Origin of the sequence: Chryseobacterium sp. CH25 (assembly GCF_004119455.1) — a bacterium.
Lineage (GTDB): Bacteria > Bacteroidota > Bacteroidia > Flavobacteriales > Weeksellaceae > Chryseobacterium.
Window position 1 is genome coordinate 248841 of sequence record NZ_NRQT01000005.1, and the last position, 17766, is coordinate 266606.

Sequence of the window (17766 nt, forward strand, 5' to 3'; positions counted from 1 at the left end):
AAGAGAATCTTGTTTCATTTTTTTAATTTTACTTTATGAAATTTTCATTCAAAACGATTATTCTGAAGGGTGTCATCCGAATATATTGCAGGCTCTTTTACAGTGTAATCTTGAACAACAGGCTGGTTATGGAGAAGATGAGTACTCATTAAAGGCAAAAGAGTTAATTAAAGAAAAAATAAAGAAAACAGATTCAGACGTTTATTTTGTTTCCGGTGGAACGCAGGCCAATTTAATTGTGATTTCTTCTGTTTTAAAACCTTATCAATGTGCTGTTTCTGCATCTACAGGGCATATTCTGAATAATGAAACGGGGGCAATTGAAGCAACAGGCCATAAAATCTTAAGTATTGAAACAGAGGATGGAAAGCTAAGACCATCTGATATTATTCCGGTGTTGGAAAATCATAAGAATGTACCCCATCAGGTGATGCCTAAAATGGTGTATATTTCGAATTCTACGGAGCTGGGGACCATCTATCAGACTAAAGAACTGGAAGAGCTTTCCAAATTTTGTAAGGAAAACCGTCTCTATCTTTTTATGGATGGCGCAAGGCTTGGTCATGGATTAACTTCTGAAATAAGCGATCTTAGTTTAGAAAAAGTAGCAGAACTTACGGATATTTTTTATCTGGGAGGAACCAAAAACGGAGCATTAATTGGAGAAGCTATCATTATTAATAATCCGGCTCTTCAGGAGGATTTTGCATTCAATATCAAACAGAAAGGAGCTTTATTGGCAAAAGGAAGGTTACTGGGAATTCAGTTCTTGGAACTCATGAAGGATGATCTGTATTTTGATTTAGCGAAACATGCCAACCAACAGGCGATGAAGATCAAGCACGCTTTGCAGGAAAAAGGCATTAAATTTCTTTCTGATACGTACACCAATCAGATTTTCCCAATTATAAGTAATAATCTTATCCAAACTTTATCAGAAAGCTTTGATTTCTTCGTATGGAAAAAAGTAGATGAAGAGCTCTCTGCCATTCGCCTGATTACTTCCTGGAGTACAAGTGATGATGCTGTAAACCATTTTATTAAAATTATTAGGGAAGAATTATAGGAAAGGAGGCTGGAAGAGGGAAGATGGGAGTTTTTGAAGCCTGAAAATATATTTAAGCTCATTTATCAGATATGGATCTGAATCCATACATACAATTAATTAAATACCATGAAATCTATTTTTCCTGCAACTTACTCAACACTTTGTCCAATTGCATTATCAGAACTTATTGCTGAAAAATATGGACTCAAAAATGTTCAATGTAAGCTTCTGGTAAGAGGAGTGGGAGATACTTATCGGGTAGAGTCGGAAGAGGAACGTTTTATACTTCGCATCTACCGTTCTTCTCATCGAAGTTTAGAGCATATTAAAGAGGAAGTAAGACTATTACAGGCTTTAAAAGATGCTCATGTATCTGTTTCTTATCCAATTGAAGACCTTTCCGGAGATGTTATTTTAAAATTGGAAGCTATTGAAGGAGTAAGATATGGTGTTCTATTTTCCTTTGCTAAAGGTCGTGTGATTAGAGTCATGAATGATAATCAGTTTCGTGCCTTAGGAAATGAAATGGCTCACTTTCATAATGTTTCCTCAGATTTTAAAGTAGAATACGAACGATGGAATTTTGATCTCCAAACCACTGTTTTTAAACCTTTGGAAAGATTAAAACCTGTCTTTAAAGAAAACCCCGAAGATTACAAATGGCTGCAAAATATTGCTGCTGAAATAGAGCGTAACCTGACAAAATTTGATACTTCAAAGTTTTCAAAAGGATACTGTCATTTTGATTTCCTGCCTAAAAATTTTCATTTTGACCATAACACCGTAACTTTTTTTGATTTCGACTTTATGGGATATGGTTGGCTGGTTAATGATATTATGACTTTTTGGATCCATTTTGTATTAGATGTATCTGCAGGAAGAATGACTTATGAAGAATTTCAGAGAGCTTATCATATTTTTCTGGATGGATATCGTGAATACCGTTCTGTAAGTTCTCAGGAACTTGCTTCTATACCTTATCTTTCGATTGGATTTTGGTTGTTTTATATGAACTTTCATACTACCCATGATCAGTTTCAGGTTTTCACTCAGCTTCCACATGTGAAATCATATGTTGGTATTATGAGAAATATTGTAAACAATTATTGGGAGAAAGAAGCTTAGTCATTGAGGCAATTCAGGGTAGATAATGATATATGGTTCTCGCAGATTACACAGATTTCACAGATGTTTATGCTTTTCATTCTGAAACTTTATAAAAATAAAATGCTGTTCCCGGATTTGAGAACAGCATTTTTATTTGATTTTAATTGTATTTGCTGATTTATTTTACAGCTTTGTTTACCACTTTACAATCAGCAGTATTCAATGTAGGGCTATCTTTATAGGTGATTTTATTCTCGTTGGCATATTTAGACTGTCCGTCTTCTTCTTTGTGATCACCAATACCTTCTGTTAAAACATTGTCTTTCTGTAAGAAATAAATATCTCTTTTGCTTTTCTTCCCTTCAGAGGTAAATTCATAAGTCAGTTTTAAAGTATCTCCCGATTTAAAGCCTGTTACATCTCCTTTTGAGCTGTCTTTTTCACTGTTTTTATAAGATAATTTCCCAGTAATAGTTCCCAGATTATCATCAATAGAAGCAAAGACGCTGTCTTTTCCCACAACTCCTACATAGCAGAATGATTTTGGACCTAAAGTATCTACTACAGGTTCTTCTACGGCAATAGTATCAGTGTTTACTTTTGGAGCAGGAGCTTCAGTTTTTTTATTACAGTTGATTAAAAAAGCTGAAACAGCACCCAGTAAGATTAATTTTTTCATTTCCTTAATTATTATATCCAATTTTTACGTTGCTAAAATAATAATAGTATTTGTATAAAGTATATTGTCATCTTAATTTTAAGTAAATCTCATACCTTATTTCATCAATAATGCTTATTTAAGATAGTGACGTCTATTCCAAAATAATTGGTTTGGCCATCTTTTTTCCATCCTGTAATAGATGTAATGATGATATTCATAATGAGACCAAATATTTTCTGCAATACGATTACATTCTGCTATAAATGCATTTTTAATGTCTTCTGATAAGGTATGAACTACATTCGATTTAATGATCAGTTTGGAGTATTGAGCAGCCATTGCTAAAGCATTAAACATTCCTTGAGAGGATAATGGATCAAAGGTTAAACACGCATCTCCAATTGCTATCCAATTCGATTCTATTGGAAATGTAAGATAGGACGAATGTGATGCTTTTGTACCTAAAAATTCATACTGTATTATTTCTGCTTTAATTTCTAAAATTTTCATTAAATCTTTTTCAGCTAAAAAATAATTTTTAAAAAAATCTCCATCTTTTGTCAACTTTTTATCACATAAATCGGAATCTGTAAAGAAACTAATCAAGTGTTTGTTATTAGGTAGTTTGGTAATATACCACCATCCGTTTTCAACAGTATAGATTGTAGAAAGTTCTTTTATAGTTGGAATGTGTATACATCCATGAATCCCAATAAGCTGATCTTTTTTGAGGCGCTGAATGTTCATTTTTTGAGCCATCAAACTTCTACGTCCTGAAGCATCTATGATAAATTTAGCTTGATAATTATTTTCGAAACCCTCCTTTGTCTTTGTAATCAAAGCCCATTGTTGAGACTCTTCAAAAACACTAATAATATTTTCTCTAATGATTGTAATACCTCGCTTGCTTGTTGTTTTTTGTAATTCATTTACAAAATTATTCTTATTGATAGACCAGCCATGGCCTTCAGGATTCTGTATGCTATCTTGCATGATAGGATGAGGGGTTCCCCAATATGATTGCATGCCAATTGTAGGTTTGCCCACCAATGGATTCTGCATTATTTCATCAATATCAATTCCTAATTCACTAAAAATACGTTTACTAGATGCCACTAAAGTTTCCCCATGTAAAACATTTGTGTTTTCTGGTTTTTCAATGACTAAAATTTTGTAAAATGAATGGAGGTGCATGGCAGCGATACACCCTGCTATGCCCCCTCCAATAATTATAATGTCGAAATAGTTATTCATTATTAAGAATTAAAACGTCTTCTAAATCTTTCATGAATAGTTACTATTTTTTGATTTGGTTTAACATATTCTATTTGTAAATCTTTATTTGTTTGTTGAACTTTTGACAGTAGGTTTTCTAATTCTTCTGAATTATTTAATAGATGTTCCGCCTCTTTTTTTATATCTCCGTCTATTTGTAATGTGAAAGAATTCAATACATTATCTGAAATTATTTCAATTACCTTGTCTTTTGTAACCTTATCTATTAGCTTTTGTCTGGTCTCTTTTAAAATGATATTGATAATTTTAGTGTATGAGCTGGTTAAAGCAACTTGCACAGTATCCGGAATTTTAGTGCTATCATTATTCGTGATTTTTTCTTCTAATTTCATAGGTAGCACTGTGCCTACAGCATCAAAATGAGTGATCATTTTATTAATAATCTCTTCATATGGGGAATAAATAGTGGGGTTACCCGGTAAATCTTCTAACCATTCAAAACGCTGATTAAATATTTCTAATTGCTGTTGTGGATTTCCTTGTTGTTCTTGTAAAGCTTTAAATTGCTTGTAAGTAATAATTTCATTAGGCACTCGTGCTGGCCAAAATGTTGGAATATAAGAGTCATATGAACTGTCGTATCCGTCTTTACACGATGCCGTATCTGTTTGCCAAGGAATAGCCATCCAACGTGTTATACCGCCTGGAACTTGAAATTCGAAAGGATTAACTATTTTATTAAGTAACGTTTGATCTATAAAAGGTCCGTAATCAAGGTTGTCTTTAATAAGATGATCTCTATCAAATTTAAATCTAAAAGGAGAATCATACATAGAAGATATTCTTACCGGCCATGTCATTTCGCAACCTGGATGAAAAGCGTCTGCTAAACAAAAATCTAAAGCAGCTCTTGTAAGTAAGTCGGCTTGCTCCTGCACAGGATATTCATCTATAGATTTAGGACTCATATAATTGGTTTTATATTTATCCCAATCATCAATAAAATTCCCATCTACCCATTGATGCAACATTTTGATTTGCAAAGCTGTAAGTGTACTATGCTGTCTGGGGCTTCCGGTTCCTACTATTTCCGTAGCATCTCCATATAGCCAAGGCCATAAAGCTGGAGATTGAGAACCTGGGAGCTCAAACTGCCTAAACTGATTAAACATTTGTCTTCTGAATTCCAGGTTATTCATAGTTCCATCCCTTAATTTTTCAATCCATATATTTTCATTGAAATGATAAGCTCCATTGAATCCAAAAGTGGTTAAAAAACCTTTGTTTACCCACTGTAGTTCAGTCATTCTTTTAAAGATGGGAAATATATCATAAGAGAATGAAGGGCTAAGTGGAGAAGGCAAATTAAGTTCTCTTACAGATAGATCTCTCATTAAATCCCACATTGTTCTTACCGATTGTTGCATAGGAGCATAATCTGGAGGTGCACAAATTACCCAAGCCGGTTTTACATTGATTTCCTTATTATTGAATTTTAAAATGGCTGTTACTGGTCCGTCAGAAGTGTCATCATACCAACCATCATTATTGGCAAAATCTAAAGCAATTTCATTTTTAGAACTTTTGGATATACCTTTACCTCCAAGTACATGTAATCTTTTGGAATTTGGTGAATTCTTATCGAAAAATATTTCTCCAAGATAAACTTCTGTATCTCTTAAAAATTTCCCTATAAATTTTGCTGATGTATTGATCGATTTGCTGTCTATATTTTTTACACCTCCATCAATAACGAGGCTCATACGATCCAGGATCTCTGAATTTCTTTTAAATGAATATTTATACTCATCTTCATTGGCTTCCGGAATATCTAATGCAAGATTAAATTGATACCAGGCTGCTTTCTGGTTGGCTAAATGGCAAGACCACTCAATTTCAACTTTGTCTTTCATATCAGGATGGGTAAGTTCTTTTACAACTTCTCCTTTAATATTCAGACCATATATTCTAAATTCTGCTGCCTGTCTTTTAATTTTACCTTCTTTATCCCTATAAAAAGAAAGATCATTGACATTATGGGTTCTGGAACTTGTGGGCCTATATAGTACTCATCACTATTGCCTACACGCATGATACCTATTGAAGGATATATTGCTGCACTCACAATTTCGTGGTCGGTGATTTTTTCATCATTATTTTGTGCATGAAAAGGGCAAATTCCTCCTTGAGGTTCTCTAAACTCTAAAGCATTAGCGCTGTATCTCGTTTCTGCACCATATTTGTAAACATCTCTTCTTGCTTCAGCAATACTACCCAACGGTTGATTTAATGAATTTATACGCCAGCAATTAAAATTAATATGATTACCAAGTTCTTTTACTCCAATCAGATTCAAATCTTGTTTGGGAAGGTGTAATCTACCAATTTCAATAAAACTTTCATCCCATCTTAATTGTAGATTATCTGCTATTTTTTCATCAATCTCTTTGATCTGTCCTTCAAGAATAAACTGGAAAGAATCATTAGATAATTTTTGCTGTAAATCTTTAGCTAAATAATCTTTCTGCTTCATAATGACAGGGAAATTTTCTTCAACGGCTGGTTTAAGCCGTAGCTTGATCATATGTTTTTCACCTAATCGGAATGGTATGATAGGGTAGTATGCAGTGGTTAAACAACTGTCTTCGTATTTTTCCATTTGGTCTAAAATACGTTTCAATTCTTTGTTTTCTCTATAATATTCATTTAATTGGCTGATATCACCAGAAGAGGAAATCTGCGTGAATTCTACCATTTGTTGTGCATTTTGAGCAAAAAACACATCAATATTTTGAAATATAAAATCTGTATTTGTTCCTTCAAACCCTTCAGCATTATTCGGTAAATCAAAAATCTTTAAACCCAAACCAATGGTAGACTTTACATCTGTTTTTTTAGGGTCTGTATCACTTGAGAAACGCATTACACACTTGAAATTATCTTTAATACCAAAGAAACCAAGATCACCTACTAATTTTTCAATCGGTAAATTATTGGTTAAACTTAATTCACCATGTACTATACCATGCTGTTTTCTGAATACGGCTCTAGGCGCTGGATTTGCTCCATTTTCTATCATAACTTTTTGGTAAGTGTCAATAAATTGAGCCTTAAGATCGTTAATGTACTTTTTTTCCATTTTAATAAGTTTTAATTATTTTACAATGATTTGGTTATTAATCTTTAACAAAGGAGATGAGTCAATCAATCATATTATATGGATCTATATGAAAAAATAATCTACCACATGTTTAAAATCTCCTGTTGTTTCAAATAACAACAGGAGATTTATTTTTTATTTAAAAGTTGCTTCTAATTTTTGTTCGTTTTGAGTTTTGATCAATTCATTTAAAGATGTTATGTCATTGATATTTAACAATATCTTGTTTTTTGATTTATCTTTTTCCTATATGCATCAGCGAAATAAGCTCCATATATATGACTCACATTCAGTAAGGTTCTGTATTGAACATCTTTTTTAGAATCTAATGAAAAATTTGATATTCCGTGACAAGAGAAACAGGTGGTATTTTGATGATACGTTTCCATCGTAATATTTGTCGCATTTGGACTTCCTGCCAATTTTAAATTTCCCGTATTAAACTGCTGATAAACATCTATATTTCTAGACTCCTTGCTATTAAGCATTGCTAGCCATATGTTACCGTTATAGTATTGCTTAATTTCACTTTTCTTAAGTGCTTTTTTATTTAATTCATTAGCAAGGTCAGCATGTCTTCTATATTCAGAATTATTGGGATGATCATATTTCTTTTGGGATATCCCCAATGGATATTTACGATATGCTTTATCAGCTATTTTGCCTTTTTTAGTTGAGGCATCAAACTTAATTGCATTCAGAGAATCCGTTGCACTAAGTTCACCTTTTTTAAAGAATAAAAAGTTGGCTTCTGTTTTAGCAATTGGCTGACTGTTAGTTGTATTTGATTTAAAACCGTGTCTTTGTTTTGAATTCAAATCAGTTAAGTTATTTAGATTATCTGGGGCTAAATCCTGACCTTCAAAAGTTGCCCAAAGCATTTCTGGAAATCCTTCTACTTTGCCAACGATATGTAAACCAACAAGAGCAACAGCGGATATGTTTTGATAGTTTAGAGGATTATTAATGATTAGATTTATATTATTATAATCATTTTTTCTGGTGAGAGAATCTAATTTGTTTAAAAAAGCTTTTTTTATTTGTGGTACATTATTTACAATCAAGTAATTTTTCTGTTTATCTTTGGGGATCGCGTTAAGATCTACCCAGGCAGCCTTTAGTTCTAATGAATAATTATTATAGGCCTCTGTAGAATCACTTATATTTGTAATCCCTTTTTTTACCTTCTCTATAGCAGAAGATGTCGCTTTAACCATCTGATCATGCATAATTTTATTCATATGTATTGAATAAAAAACAGTATAATCTTCAGAAATCCCAGCAAAGTCTGTATTTGATTTTAATACAGGATGGTCACTACCTGCTTGATGAAATGCAAATAATTTTAAAGGTGATTTATTCTCATGATATACAGGTTCTCCATATTCAGTAATTTGAAAAATATTTTTTGAGTCATCTAAGAACAATGGCAAACCATCCTGAGTTTTTTCATTTGTTGAATTTTTAATATTCTGTGTTAAATGCAGATATTTTTGCCAAGACCAGGTATGAAATGCTCTCGCAGAATCTTCTTTGGTTACAACTAAAGTATCATTTTTCCATAGATTATCGTCATCTGTATCTGGGATGAATGATTTGTTATAGTTTGAAAAATACTTTTTCTCAAAATGGTCTATAGACTCCTTATCATTTTTATTCATTTCTATAGAATCTATAGATTTTTTACAACAAATAAGGCTGAAAATAGTACCTGCCGTTATGCTCAAGAGCATCATTTTTTGAATTTTAGTTTCATGTTATTAGTTTTTTAGTTGATTATATTTTTAAAATTGTAATAACATTCTTTTGATTATAAAAAAATTATTACACTATTTTACAAATTTCATTTTACACTATGATAACTTTTTAATTTTATCATAAAAACAATATTAATGCAATATTTTTTAAAATAATTAAGTAGTAATACTTAATTTTAAAATAATGTATTATGGAATGGTTACTAAATTTTCATGTGATAATCCAGCATAAAATGAATCGTACTAATAAGGAGAGAACGAGCCGGTACACGTATTGCTTCCGCGTTAGGAGGAAATGTCAAAAAAACTTTTGAATTCGGAAGTAGTGATCCCTTGATTATTCTGGATGATGCTGATTTAGACAAAGGATTTCCAGTAGCCATTTTGGGAAGACAGGATGTCTTTACAGAAAAAAATCATTGTTCAAGAACGTATCGTAGAACAATTTCTTAATAGACACAAAAGCTTTTAACCACTTAATTTATTTGAAGTTAAAAGCTTTGCGTGTAAGAAGTACATATAAGTTTAAAAAAATCTTTGATTTTTTCTGACTTCTCTTGTTCTTAATTATCTTTTATAGTTTGTCATTCCGTAGGAATCTCTAGCCTAATATATTCTGTGTAAATCTGGGAAATCTGTAGTTATAATAAAACCACAAAAGTCACAAAAGTTTTTAAACACTTAAGTTATTTGAAGTTAAAAGCTTTGCGTTTAAGAAGTACACATAAGTATTGAAAAATCTTTGATTTTTCTTTTTTTCTCTAAAACCCTCAAACCCTCAAACCCTCAAACCCTCAAACTCCCCCTAAACCCTCTCGCAGCATAATAAGAATCTGCACCATTGTGGTAATAGAAAACTGTATTGTAACGTCTATCACAAAAAACAGCACCACCATGTTCTCTGATTGATGAAGGGGTCTGTACCCAGCTGGACGTTTTCTGATCGAATTTCCCAAGTTCCTGAAGCTTGCGGTATTGTTCTTCCGTTAAAATTTCAATACCTATTTCTGAAGCCTTATCAATGGCGTTGCTTTCCGGTTTGTTGGCTTTTCTGGATTCCCAGGCAGGGTAATCGTAGCAGAGACTTCTGCGTTTTGGACTTTCCGGAGAGCAGTCGAAGAAGAGGTATTCGTCTGTTTTTTGGTTATAATCTACCACGTCAGGTTCACCTTCTGTTTCTTCCATTTCGTTTAAAGACCATAATTTTTCAGGGTTGGATTCCAGTTTGGTTTGAATTTTCTCCCATTTCATGCCTTTGTGGCGGTTCATGTTTTTTTCAAAACGCGTTTGTAATACTTTTAAAAGGGTTTCGCTTTGTTCGGGTGTTAATTGTTTCTTTTTCATATCAAATTTTTAAGTGATTGATTTTAGACTAAAGTTACTAAGATTCAATGGGAATTTTTCTGTTGGAAGGTCTGAAATACCATGAGATGATAACCAAAACCAATAATAAGACCGCAGGGAAGGTTCTGCCGGCAGTATCTCCCACAATAAGATGTGAGATCACAGCTCCGGACATTACGAAGAAAAATCCTGCGTAGGCCCATTCTTTTAGTAATAAACGTTTTGGGATAAGGATGGCAATAACGCCCAGCAGTTTCCAGACTCCAATGATGGTCATAAGATAAGCAGGATAGCCAAGATTGGTGAAATTGGCCAGCTCATCTTTATTTTTCATAAGCTGAACAATGGCTGTAGATACCATGCCTAATGACATCCAAAGGGTAAAAATCCAGTAGATGATTTTTGTTCTTTTTTCAGATTGATTTGATGTTTCCATATTGATTATGTTTTGTGATTAGTCGTTAAGGCCTTTTCCTTCAAGGATTTGAGGGATGCATTTTTCAATTCTTGCTTCCCGGGTTTTGGATTGTTTGGCTGAGGAAAAGTGGAGTAGATAGGCTCTTTGTCGGCCTGGCGTAAGGGTTTCAAAAGCACCTTTTAACACTGAGTCATGATCCAGCCTGTCCTGAAACTCTTCAACCATTTCAAAATCCTTCGTTTTCTTCATTTCAACTTTAGCTCCGGATTCTTCGATTTCTACAGCTTCAAACATATAAGCCTGGAGTTCTTTTTCAAGATCATTGATCTGTAGAACATCTGTAAAACGGATTTGCCTTGCTGCCTGCACGTTTTCAGACTGCTGAATTAAAATCTGGTAAGGATCTTTCATCAAAGCCCCTTTAAAAAAGAGTAGGGCACAATATTCTTTAAATCCGTGAATTAAGAAAATATTTTTCCCTTCAAAGGTATAACAGGGGCAGCCCCATTTTAAATCTTCTACCAGTTCGGTACTTAGGGCAATGCTTCTTAATTTTTCAAATTCTTCTTTCCATTGCGTGGCTTTATCGAAGAAAAAATCAACTTTTGGATTCATGGGTGTTGGGTTTAGAGGTTCGCGATGCGAGTTGCGGGTTATTGAGTTTCGTGATGCGGAGTATGAGATGTTTAAGCGATAACAATTTTATAACTTACTCTTCGAAACCCGGGACACGTATCCCGTTAAACATTTCCTGTAAACGATTATGCGCGCTATTAATTCCCTGGGCGAACGGCATTTTCAGGTGCTGGTCTCTGAAGTCTACAGATTTATAAATGGTTTGAATGGTGATTTTACTGGTACTATCCGTTAGTTTTTCAAACTCTAAAAACTCAATCTGAACCGGAAAAGGGGTATTTTCCATCTGAAAAGTTCTTATAATTTTCTCATTCTGAACAATATCATGAATGGTTCCATTGGCACTGAACATCACTTCTCCCTGAGGGTTTGAAGTTTCAAAACGGTAGCTTCCATGAGGTTGGTTTTCAAACTTGGTGACTTTGGTTCCCATCCATTGTTCGAAAAGTTCAGCTTCTGTATAGGCTTTGAAGAGCAGTTCTACAGGAAGATCAAATTCTCTGATGATGAAGATTTCCTGTTTTCCGTCTTCTGCGTGGATTTTTGTTTTAAGTTCCATATTTTGAGTGTTTTGGGTTCGTGGTTCGGGATGCGAGATTCGAGTAATAGTGTTTCGTGGTACAAGGTTCGGGATGCAGGATTCGAGTTAATGGGTTGAGGATAGGAGTAAAGGGCTTTTATTTGGTTTTGTATTTGTAAACTTATACTGCTAAAACCCGAACCCCGAAACGCGCAACACGCACCTCATAACTCGTACCCCGCATCTCGCATCTCGCATCACGCATTTTTATCCTGGTACGCCTTCATCACCTCTTCAAGTTTATTGAATTTCTCATCCCACATTTTGCGGAATGGCTCTATAAAATCGGCTATTTCTTTCATTTTATTGGGATTAAGGTGGTAAGTAATTTCACGGCCGTTTTGTTCAGATCTCAACAGTTCACATTCTGTAAGGATCTGAAGATGCTTGGAAACGGTAGGTCTTGCGGTATCGAAATTGGAAGCAATGGCTCCTGCAGTCATAGATTGTGCAGCCACCAGTATCAATATAGATCTTCTGGTAGGGTCTGCGATTGCCTGAAAAACATCTCTTCTTAAATTCATTATGTAGTTATTTGACTACAAATATATGTGTAGTTATTTAGCTACGCAAGTTTTTAGGAGGAAATTTTATTTTAATTAATTATAAATGCGTCTATTAAAAGAAAAATGGAGAACTTAATGCTCTCCATTTCATTATCTAAATAATGCTTCTGTAAATTTCTTATTTACAACTTTGTCCCTCATGGAAGCCTTATCTGTGAAGTTTCTAGAGATATTTCTTATCATTTCACTGTAATTATCAGTTCCATCATTTTTTGACGATAGTAAGGTTTAACGGAACTACTATTTTTGTGTTCAAATAGTGTAGTTAGTAAAGTTCTATCTGAGATTTCACATGAATGACCGAATAACTTGATAATTATTCAATTAAAAATAAAGAGTTTATTGTAATGTATCAAAATCATTAATATATAATGATGAAATATCTCCAGGAACTAAATTTTTATTTGTATGGCCAATATCCTTTCTAATTTGACTCATAAATTGTTCTTGATGAAGAATAATCTCTCTTAAAGTTATCCCTTGATTTTTTGAAAAATTAGTTAAATTATTTTTCCATTCAATATATGATTTTAAGATATTATCAGGAAACCAAATAATTGCTTTTTGATTAAATTGTTGAAAAAATTTAACCATTTCTTCTGTTGTTATTTCTTCATCTGTATTACTTTTAAACATAATGCTAAAATAGAATTCGTAGAACTCTTCATAAATGGGAATTTTTTTATTTCTTATTTCTAACTCAATACTTTTTTTTCGTTCTAAATATCTTGTTATAAAAAAACTACTTATTGTAATTGTTCCACCAATAATAGCTACAAAAATGTTTATGTCAATTTTACTGAAATTTTGAAAAACAATAAATATAATTTTATATATTAAATATCCAATTCCTGTAATAAATAGAAGGGCAATTATTCCTCCAACTATATCTGTAATTTTTTTCATTATTTTCTATATCAGTTTAATTCGTAAAGATTTTTATTTTATTGGACTATAAAAATTACTTATTTATTAGATTAGTGGTATATCGAAAAGTGCTGGATAAAGACCTGGAGCTATTTTAATAATATACATAATTACTTTTGTAAAAGTTTTTCTAATTTCTCAATCATCTCCTTCTGCTGCTGAAGCATACGCTCATAGAGCTCCACCATCTTATCTACAGGATTAAAATTGAAATTAGGATAGTAGTTATAACCATTTGATTGGTCATTGAAAGTATTAGAAATAATATTAACCGCCTGTTCCTCATCAAAATTCTCAATTGCTTCCGCTGGAACTTTTAATATCTTCGCAACCTGCGCCAGGATATCAGATTCTACGGTTTCTTTCTGTTCTAAAAGAGAAACTTTCTTCTGGTTCCAGTCATCACCCAGTTCAAAAGCTAAGGCTTCCTGTTTGATGCCCAGCATTTCACGGAAACGTTTTATATTTCTACCCTGATGTATTTTTTTATTTTGCATATCTGTGTCAATCATAATAACAAATATAAAGTTTTAAAAGATAAGAATAGAGTCCTTTCTTAAAATAAATTATCTCCTAAAATAGATGCTTTTCAGCATAAAATATCCTTTCAATAACTGGTATAGCCCAACAGATATTTCTTGCTTTGATGAAAAACAACAATATGAGAGAAATAGTTATTCGGGGCAAATATAAGATGGTGTCCATTAGAAACCTTACGGTTTACCATAAATCGTTTGGAAGAGCTTATAGAAGATTGGTTTTCTTCCCGGAAATCCGGTTGGCAGGGAAGTGGCTGCTGGAGAGTGGTTTTGAACCGGGAGATAAAGTGCTGGTGACGGTTCGGAGACATCAGATTATCTTAGAAAAGGAGATGAATTATGAAGAGGTGTAAACAAAACTGTGTATTACTAAAAAATATTACTTGCCACGAATGCACGAATAAGATATTTTGCAAGATTCTATTGTGGTAAAAGAGGAACTTCTTTTGCAAATTTCATAAGATTAATCTGCATATTTTTTAATCAACGAATCCTTTTTATTCGCGCATTCGTGGCAAAAAATCTGCGTAATCTATGTGATCTGTGAGAGAATTTTTTCGACGCAAAGTTTTATGATGGTGGCTGTATATTTTTAGGGAGCTAAGGTTGGGCAAGTGGACTTGCCTGATGAAGGGTTGTGGGGAGAGTTTCGGCGGCTGGAGGCCGCCGAAACTCTTTATTATAAATTCAGAGATGTTTATTTTCCGATTTTGATAACTTGATATATTCTTAATGGTTCAAAAATATATAGATAAAAAGAGCAGTTGTGAAATAACCTTATCTTTGCAAATCCAATGTTTTCTCAACATTAATCAATTATCATAGATGAAATTTTTACTAGACTTTTTATTTCGTGTTTTTCAACTTTTTACAGAACCTTATTTTCTGGTATTTCTTGCAATAGTTATTATTGCGTTATTGAAAAGGAAAAATAAATGCAAAAAGCTGAGAGTAGGAATTTTTATAGTAACAGTTGCAATGGTTATCCTTATAGGAAATGGCTTTCTGGGTAAACTAATTTCCGGATATCTGCAGAAAAGCTATATCAATACGCCGGAGGTAAAGAGTACATCTGTTCAGAATCCTGTTATCGTAGTATTAGGTGGTGGAGTTGTAGATATTAACAATACGGAAAAACTGCATACAATGTCTTATTCCAGAATGGTTACTGCCTACCAGCTGTACCATGAATACAGCAAAAATAACCAGCCCTGTAAAATATTAATTTCCGGAAAAGGAAGAGGGCGAATCAGTGAAGCAGAATTATTCAGTGAGGATTTTAAAAAGATGGGCGTACCGGATTCTGATATCATTAAGGAAGATCAAAGCATGAATACCTATCAGAATGCAAAATTTTCCAACGAGATATTGAAAAAGATGGGGGCTTCCAGCCTATATCTGGTGACTTCAGGTTTTCATATGAAAAGATCTGTTGCGCTGTTTCAGACATTTGGATTAAAACCTGTTCCGAAGGCATCAGATTTTATAGATACCGAAATCACCATATTTCCTAACGGCTATAATGCTGCATTTACATTCGTTATGCTGAAAGAGGTCGTGGGAATATGGCAGGTGCAGTTATATAATAGTTTGGGAATGAATAAATAATATTTTATAGTTTATTATAAGAATAACAAACCGGACTCTTGAGCTAGCTTAAGAGTCCGGTTTGCTTTACAATTGTTTTAATTAAGTTTTGGCTAAAGCCAAATTGATTGTAATGTTTTTATTAGATGGGCTAAAGCCCATCTCTATTGAATTGATATTGCTGTATTTTAAACCATCAGTCTATTTTCTTCAAAAAAATAGTCTTGTTTTTATATAAAATCATGGCAAATCATCTAAAAAGCTCTTTAATAAGGAAAAATCCAAATAAGCCCGAATAAGCCATGTTTTTTCATCCTCAACCTATGCTATCTACCTGGAAATAAAGGCGATTTATGGACAAAAATGAATTTTAGTCAAATTTCAGAATTTTTACATCTTAAAGACATTAAATTTATGTCCATCAGGATCTGCGAAGACAAAACCATAATAATTGTTTCCAAAACTTTCTGGTTCTGAAACGATGGTTCCGCCAGCTTTTTTAACTTCTTCAGCCCATTGATCTACCTGATCGTTATTTTCTGCAGAAACGGTAAATATAATTTCATTCGAATTTTGGGAGTCACCGAAGGAAACACCTTTTACATTGGTTTCCAGTATATTTTTCAGAAAAAAATGAATAACGAAATTGTTTTCTCCGAAAAAGAAGCTTACTAACTCATTAGAAGTGTGAGGATTGTTGGGAGTACATCCTATGGCTTCATAAAACTTTTGGGTACGTTCCAGGTTAGAAACAGCCAGATTGGCCCAGATCATTTTAGGTTTCATATTATTCTATTTTTGGTTAGAGTAAAATTAATTTCTTTTATAAGGATAGAGGTTGCCATGTGGCAAGATTTTGTATTTTTAATGAGAAAAGTAATAGGAAAGAGGTTTTCCATAGAGTAATTTAACATAATATTTCAAAGCATATTACCATAATGAAGTTAAGAGATGAAATTGAGCCGGATTTTGAAACTGCCGAAAAGCGGTATCCGGAAGTTTTAAAGCTAGTTTTAGACTATGCAGACTGGTGTGATGAACATGGTGATGAAGATAATAGTGAATACAAAAAGTTGGAAAACAAGCTTCATGCAATGACAGGTAAAGAAATGTCTCAGTTTAATCTTTGGGAATGGTGGGAAGGAGATGGGGCAGAACATTTATCCTTTGATATAAGCTTGCCTGATCCTCAAATTGTTGAGAACATAACAAAGGATGAATTGACCGAAATTGTAAGAAGAATGAATACTTTTGAGATTCCCGATCCTGATGATCAATCTTTTAAAGGGATTTTTTACAATTATATATGCTTCGGAAGCGATTATTTTACTGATTTTTTGAAGCTAAATTTCAAAGGTTATGATATTAAACTGTTTCAGGCCCATAAAGATAAAGACGGTAATTATTATGAGTATAGCCAGGAAGAAATAACAGATGCATTATGGAAAGGCGGACTGAAACACAGTACAGTAAAAAAATAAAAGATGAACGATAATATTATAAAGAAAATCAAAGCTTTAGGGGGAAACGCGGATGCTGTAAATACAGGAAAAAGCTTTATGGAAAACTGGCAGAGTATTACTTTTAATCATTATTTATATGATAAAGATTGGGACGTTTATGGGATTGACCAATTTTATGAGAATAATAAAGAGTTATATCACAACCGTCAGGAAGAGTTTTATAAGAATCTGCTGGAACATTATTTTTCAAATCATGAATTGGCGTATGGACAATATTTTGTGAAGAACTGGATGTTTACACCTTTTAAGGAAGGCTCAGAAAATCAGGAGGAATTTGAAGATTTAATGGATGAAGACTACGTACAGGAAGTGGTAGGAATTTCTAAGCCAGATTTTCTTTGTATATTCTATTCTTATGGATATCCGGATCATTACTTTGTATGTATTGCAGACGCAGACCAATCTAATCCGGTGGTTTACGGTACAGATCACGAAGTGTATTTTGATGAACTTGAAAATGAAGGAAACTTTGAAGAATTTTTAGACAGGTTTATGACGAAAGAAGAGTTCCAGGAAGTAGTGACAGAGTATTTGACAGATAAATTTGAAAAAAATTAGGCTGGAAAAGGTAAATAATAAGGGTTAGACAATAAATCTCTTTCTTTTTCTACCTGTTAGATCATTTTTTATAGCTGGCAGTAATACTAAGGCTAGAAGTAACATCCAACTTCAAACTC

At 33.2% G+C, this 17766-nt stretch carries 18 protein-coding genes and 1 pseudogene; 6 read left to right on the forward strand and 13 right to left on the reverse strand.

Features of this window, described 5'->3' with window-relative positions:
* The first annotated feature begins 85 nt into the window (after positions 1–85).
* Complete coding sequence (locus BOQ64_RS14040) at positions 86–1066, forward strand: threonine aldolase family protein (protein WP_410494465.1); 981 nt, start codon at positions 86–88, stop codon at positions 1064–1066.
* A gap of 108 nt (positions 1067–1174) precedes the next feature.
* Positions 1175–2173, forward strand: a complete 999-nt coding sequence (locus BOQ64_RS14045; RefSeq protein ID WP_129057453.1) for a phosphotransferase enzyme family protein — start codon at positions 1175–1177, stop codon at positions 2171–2173.
* A gap of 160 nt (positions 2174–2333) precedes the next feature.
* Here the strand turns inward: BOQ64_RS14045 and BOQ64_RS14050 are convergent, their stop codons facing one another.
* The 12 genes and pseudogenes from BOQ64_RS14050 to BOQ64_RS14105 form a co-directional block, all read right to left on the reverse strand.
* On the reverse strand, positions 2334–2834 hold the full coding sequence (locus BOQ64_RS14050) for a hypothetical protein (RefSeq protein WP_129057454.1): 501 nt from the start codon (positions 2832–2834) through the stop codon (positions 2334–2336).
* Positions 2835–2948: 114 nt separating this feature from the next.
* Positions 2949–4070 (reverse strand): NAD(P)/FAD-dependent oxidoreductase, encoded by a 1122-nt coding sequence (locus BOQ64_RS14055; protein ID WP_129057455.1) that lies wholly within the window; start codon positions 4068–4070, stop codon positions 2949–2951.
* A gap of 2 nt (positions 4071–4072) precedes the next feature.
* Positions 4073–5479, reverse strand: coding sequence for a LodA/GoxA family CTQ-dependent oxidase (locus BOQ64_RS24570; protein WP_410494853.1), 1407 nt, complete (start codon positions 5477–5479; stop codon positions 4073–4075).
* Positions 5480–5560: 81 nt separating this feature from the next.
* Positions 5561–7191: pseudogene (locus tag BOQ64_RS24575) on the reverse strand (LodA/GoxA family CTQ-dependent oxidase); the annotation flags it as partial.
* Between the two features lie 233 nt (positions 7192–7424).
* A complete protein-coding gene (locus BOQ64_RS14070; RefSeq protein ID WP_129059738.1) occupies positions 7425–8939 on the reverse strand; it encodes a hypothetical protein in 1515 nt (504 codons plus the stop codon).
* An 816-nt stretch (positions 8940–9755) separates the two neighbouring features.
* Positions 9756–10313: a DUF4256 domain-containing protein gene (locus BOQ64_RS14075; protein WP_129057458.1), complete on the reverse strand. Its 558-nt coding sequence runs from the start codon at positions 10311–10313 to the stop codon at positions 9756–9758.
* A 37-nt stretch (positions 10314–10350) separates the two neighbouring features.
* Positions 10351–10749, reverse strand: a complete 399-nt coding sequence (locus BOQ64_RS14080; RefSeq protein ID WP_129057459.1) for a DoxX family protein — start codon at positions 10747–10749, stop codon at positions 10351–10353.
* Between the two features lie 18 nt (positions 10750–10767).
* Positions 10768–11346 carry a YdeI/OmpD-associated family protein gene (locus BOQ64_RS14085; protein ID WP_129057460.1) on the reverse strand — a complete coding sequence of 193 codons (579 nt, stop codon included), beginning with the start codon at positions 11344–11346 and terminating at the stop codon, positions 10768–10770.
* Positions 11347–11440: 94 nt separating this feature from the next.
* Positions 11441–11926 carry an SRPBCC domain-containing protein gene (locus BOQ64_RS14090; RefSeq protein WP_129057461.1) on the reverse strand — a complete coding sequence of 162 codons (486 nt, stop codon included), beginning with the start codon at positions 11924–11926 and terminating at the stop codon, positions 11441–11443.
* Between the two features lie 218 nt (positions 11927–12144).
* Complete coding sequence (locus tag BOQ64_RS14095; RefSeq protein WP_129057462.1) at positions 12145–12471, reverse strand: ArsR/SmtB family transcription factor; 327 nt, start codon at positions 12469–12471, stop codon at positions 12145–12147.
* A gap of 381 nt (positions 12472–12852) precedes the next feature.
* Entirely contained in the window at positions 12853–13419 is a 567-nt protein-coding gene (locus BOQ64_RS14100; RefSeq protein ID WP_129057463.1) for a hypothetical protein, read from the reverse strand.
* A gap of 131 nt (positions 13420–13550) precedes the next feature.
* Positions 13551–13952 (reverse strand): helix-turn-helix transcriptional regulator, encoded by a 402-nt coding sequence (locus BOQ64_RS14105; RefSeq protein WP_129057464.1) that lies wholly within the window; start codon positions 13950–13952, stop codon positions 13551–13553.
* Between the two features lie 149 nt (positions 13953–14101).
* Here BOQ64_RS14105 and BOQ64_RS14110 point away from each other — a divergent pair, with 149 nt between their 5' ends.
* Positions 14102–14332 carry a SymE family type I addiction module toxin gene (locus tag BOQ64_RS14110; protein WP_228448384.1) on the forward strand — a complete coding sequence of 77 codons (231 nt, stop codon included), beginning with the start codon at positions 14102–14104 and terminating at the stop codon, positions 14330–14332.
* A 472-nt stretch (positions 14333–14804) separates the two neighbouring features.
* On the forward strand, positions 14805–15587 hold the full coding sequence (locus tag BOQ64_RS14115) for a YdcF family protein (RefSeq protein WP_129057465.1): 783 nt from the start codon (positions 14805–14807) through the stop codon (positions 15585–15587).
* 369 nt (positions 15588–15956) lie between these two features.
* On the opposite strand, the gene BOQ64_RS14120 is transcribed toward BOQ64_RS14115, so the two are convergent.
* Positions 15957–16352 (reverse strand): VOC family protein, encoded by a 396-nt coding sequence (locus BOQ64_RS14120; protein WP_129057466.1) that lies wholly within the window; start codon positions 16350–16352, stop codon positions 15957–15959.
* Between the two features lie 152 nt (positions 16353–16504).
* Here BOQ64_RS14120 and BOQ64_RS14125 point away from each other — a divergent pair, with 152 nt between their 5' ends.
* Positions 16505–17047: a hypothetical protein gene (locus BOQ64_RS14125; protein WP_129057467.1), complete on the forward strand. Its 543-nt coding sequence runs from the start codon at positions 16505–16507 to the stop codon at positions 17045–17047.
* A gap of 3 nt (positions 17048–17050) precedes the next feature.
* On the forward strand, positions 17051–17647 hold the full coding sequence (locus BOQ64_RS14130; RefSeq protein ID WP_129057468.1) for a hypothetical protein: 597 nt from the start codon (positions 17051–17053) through the stop codon (positions 17645–17647).
* Positions 17648–17766 lie beyond the last annotated feature (119 nt).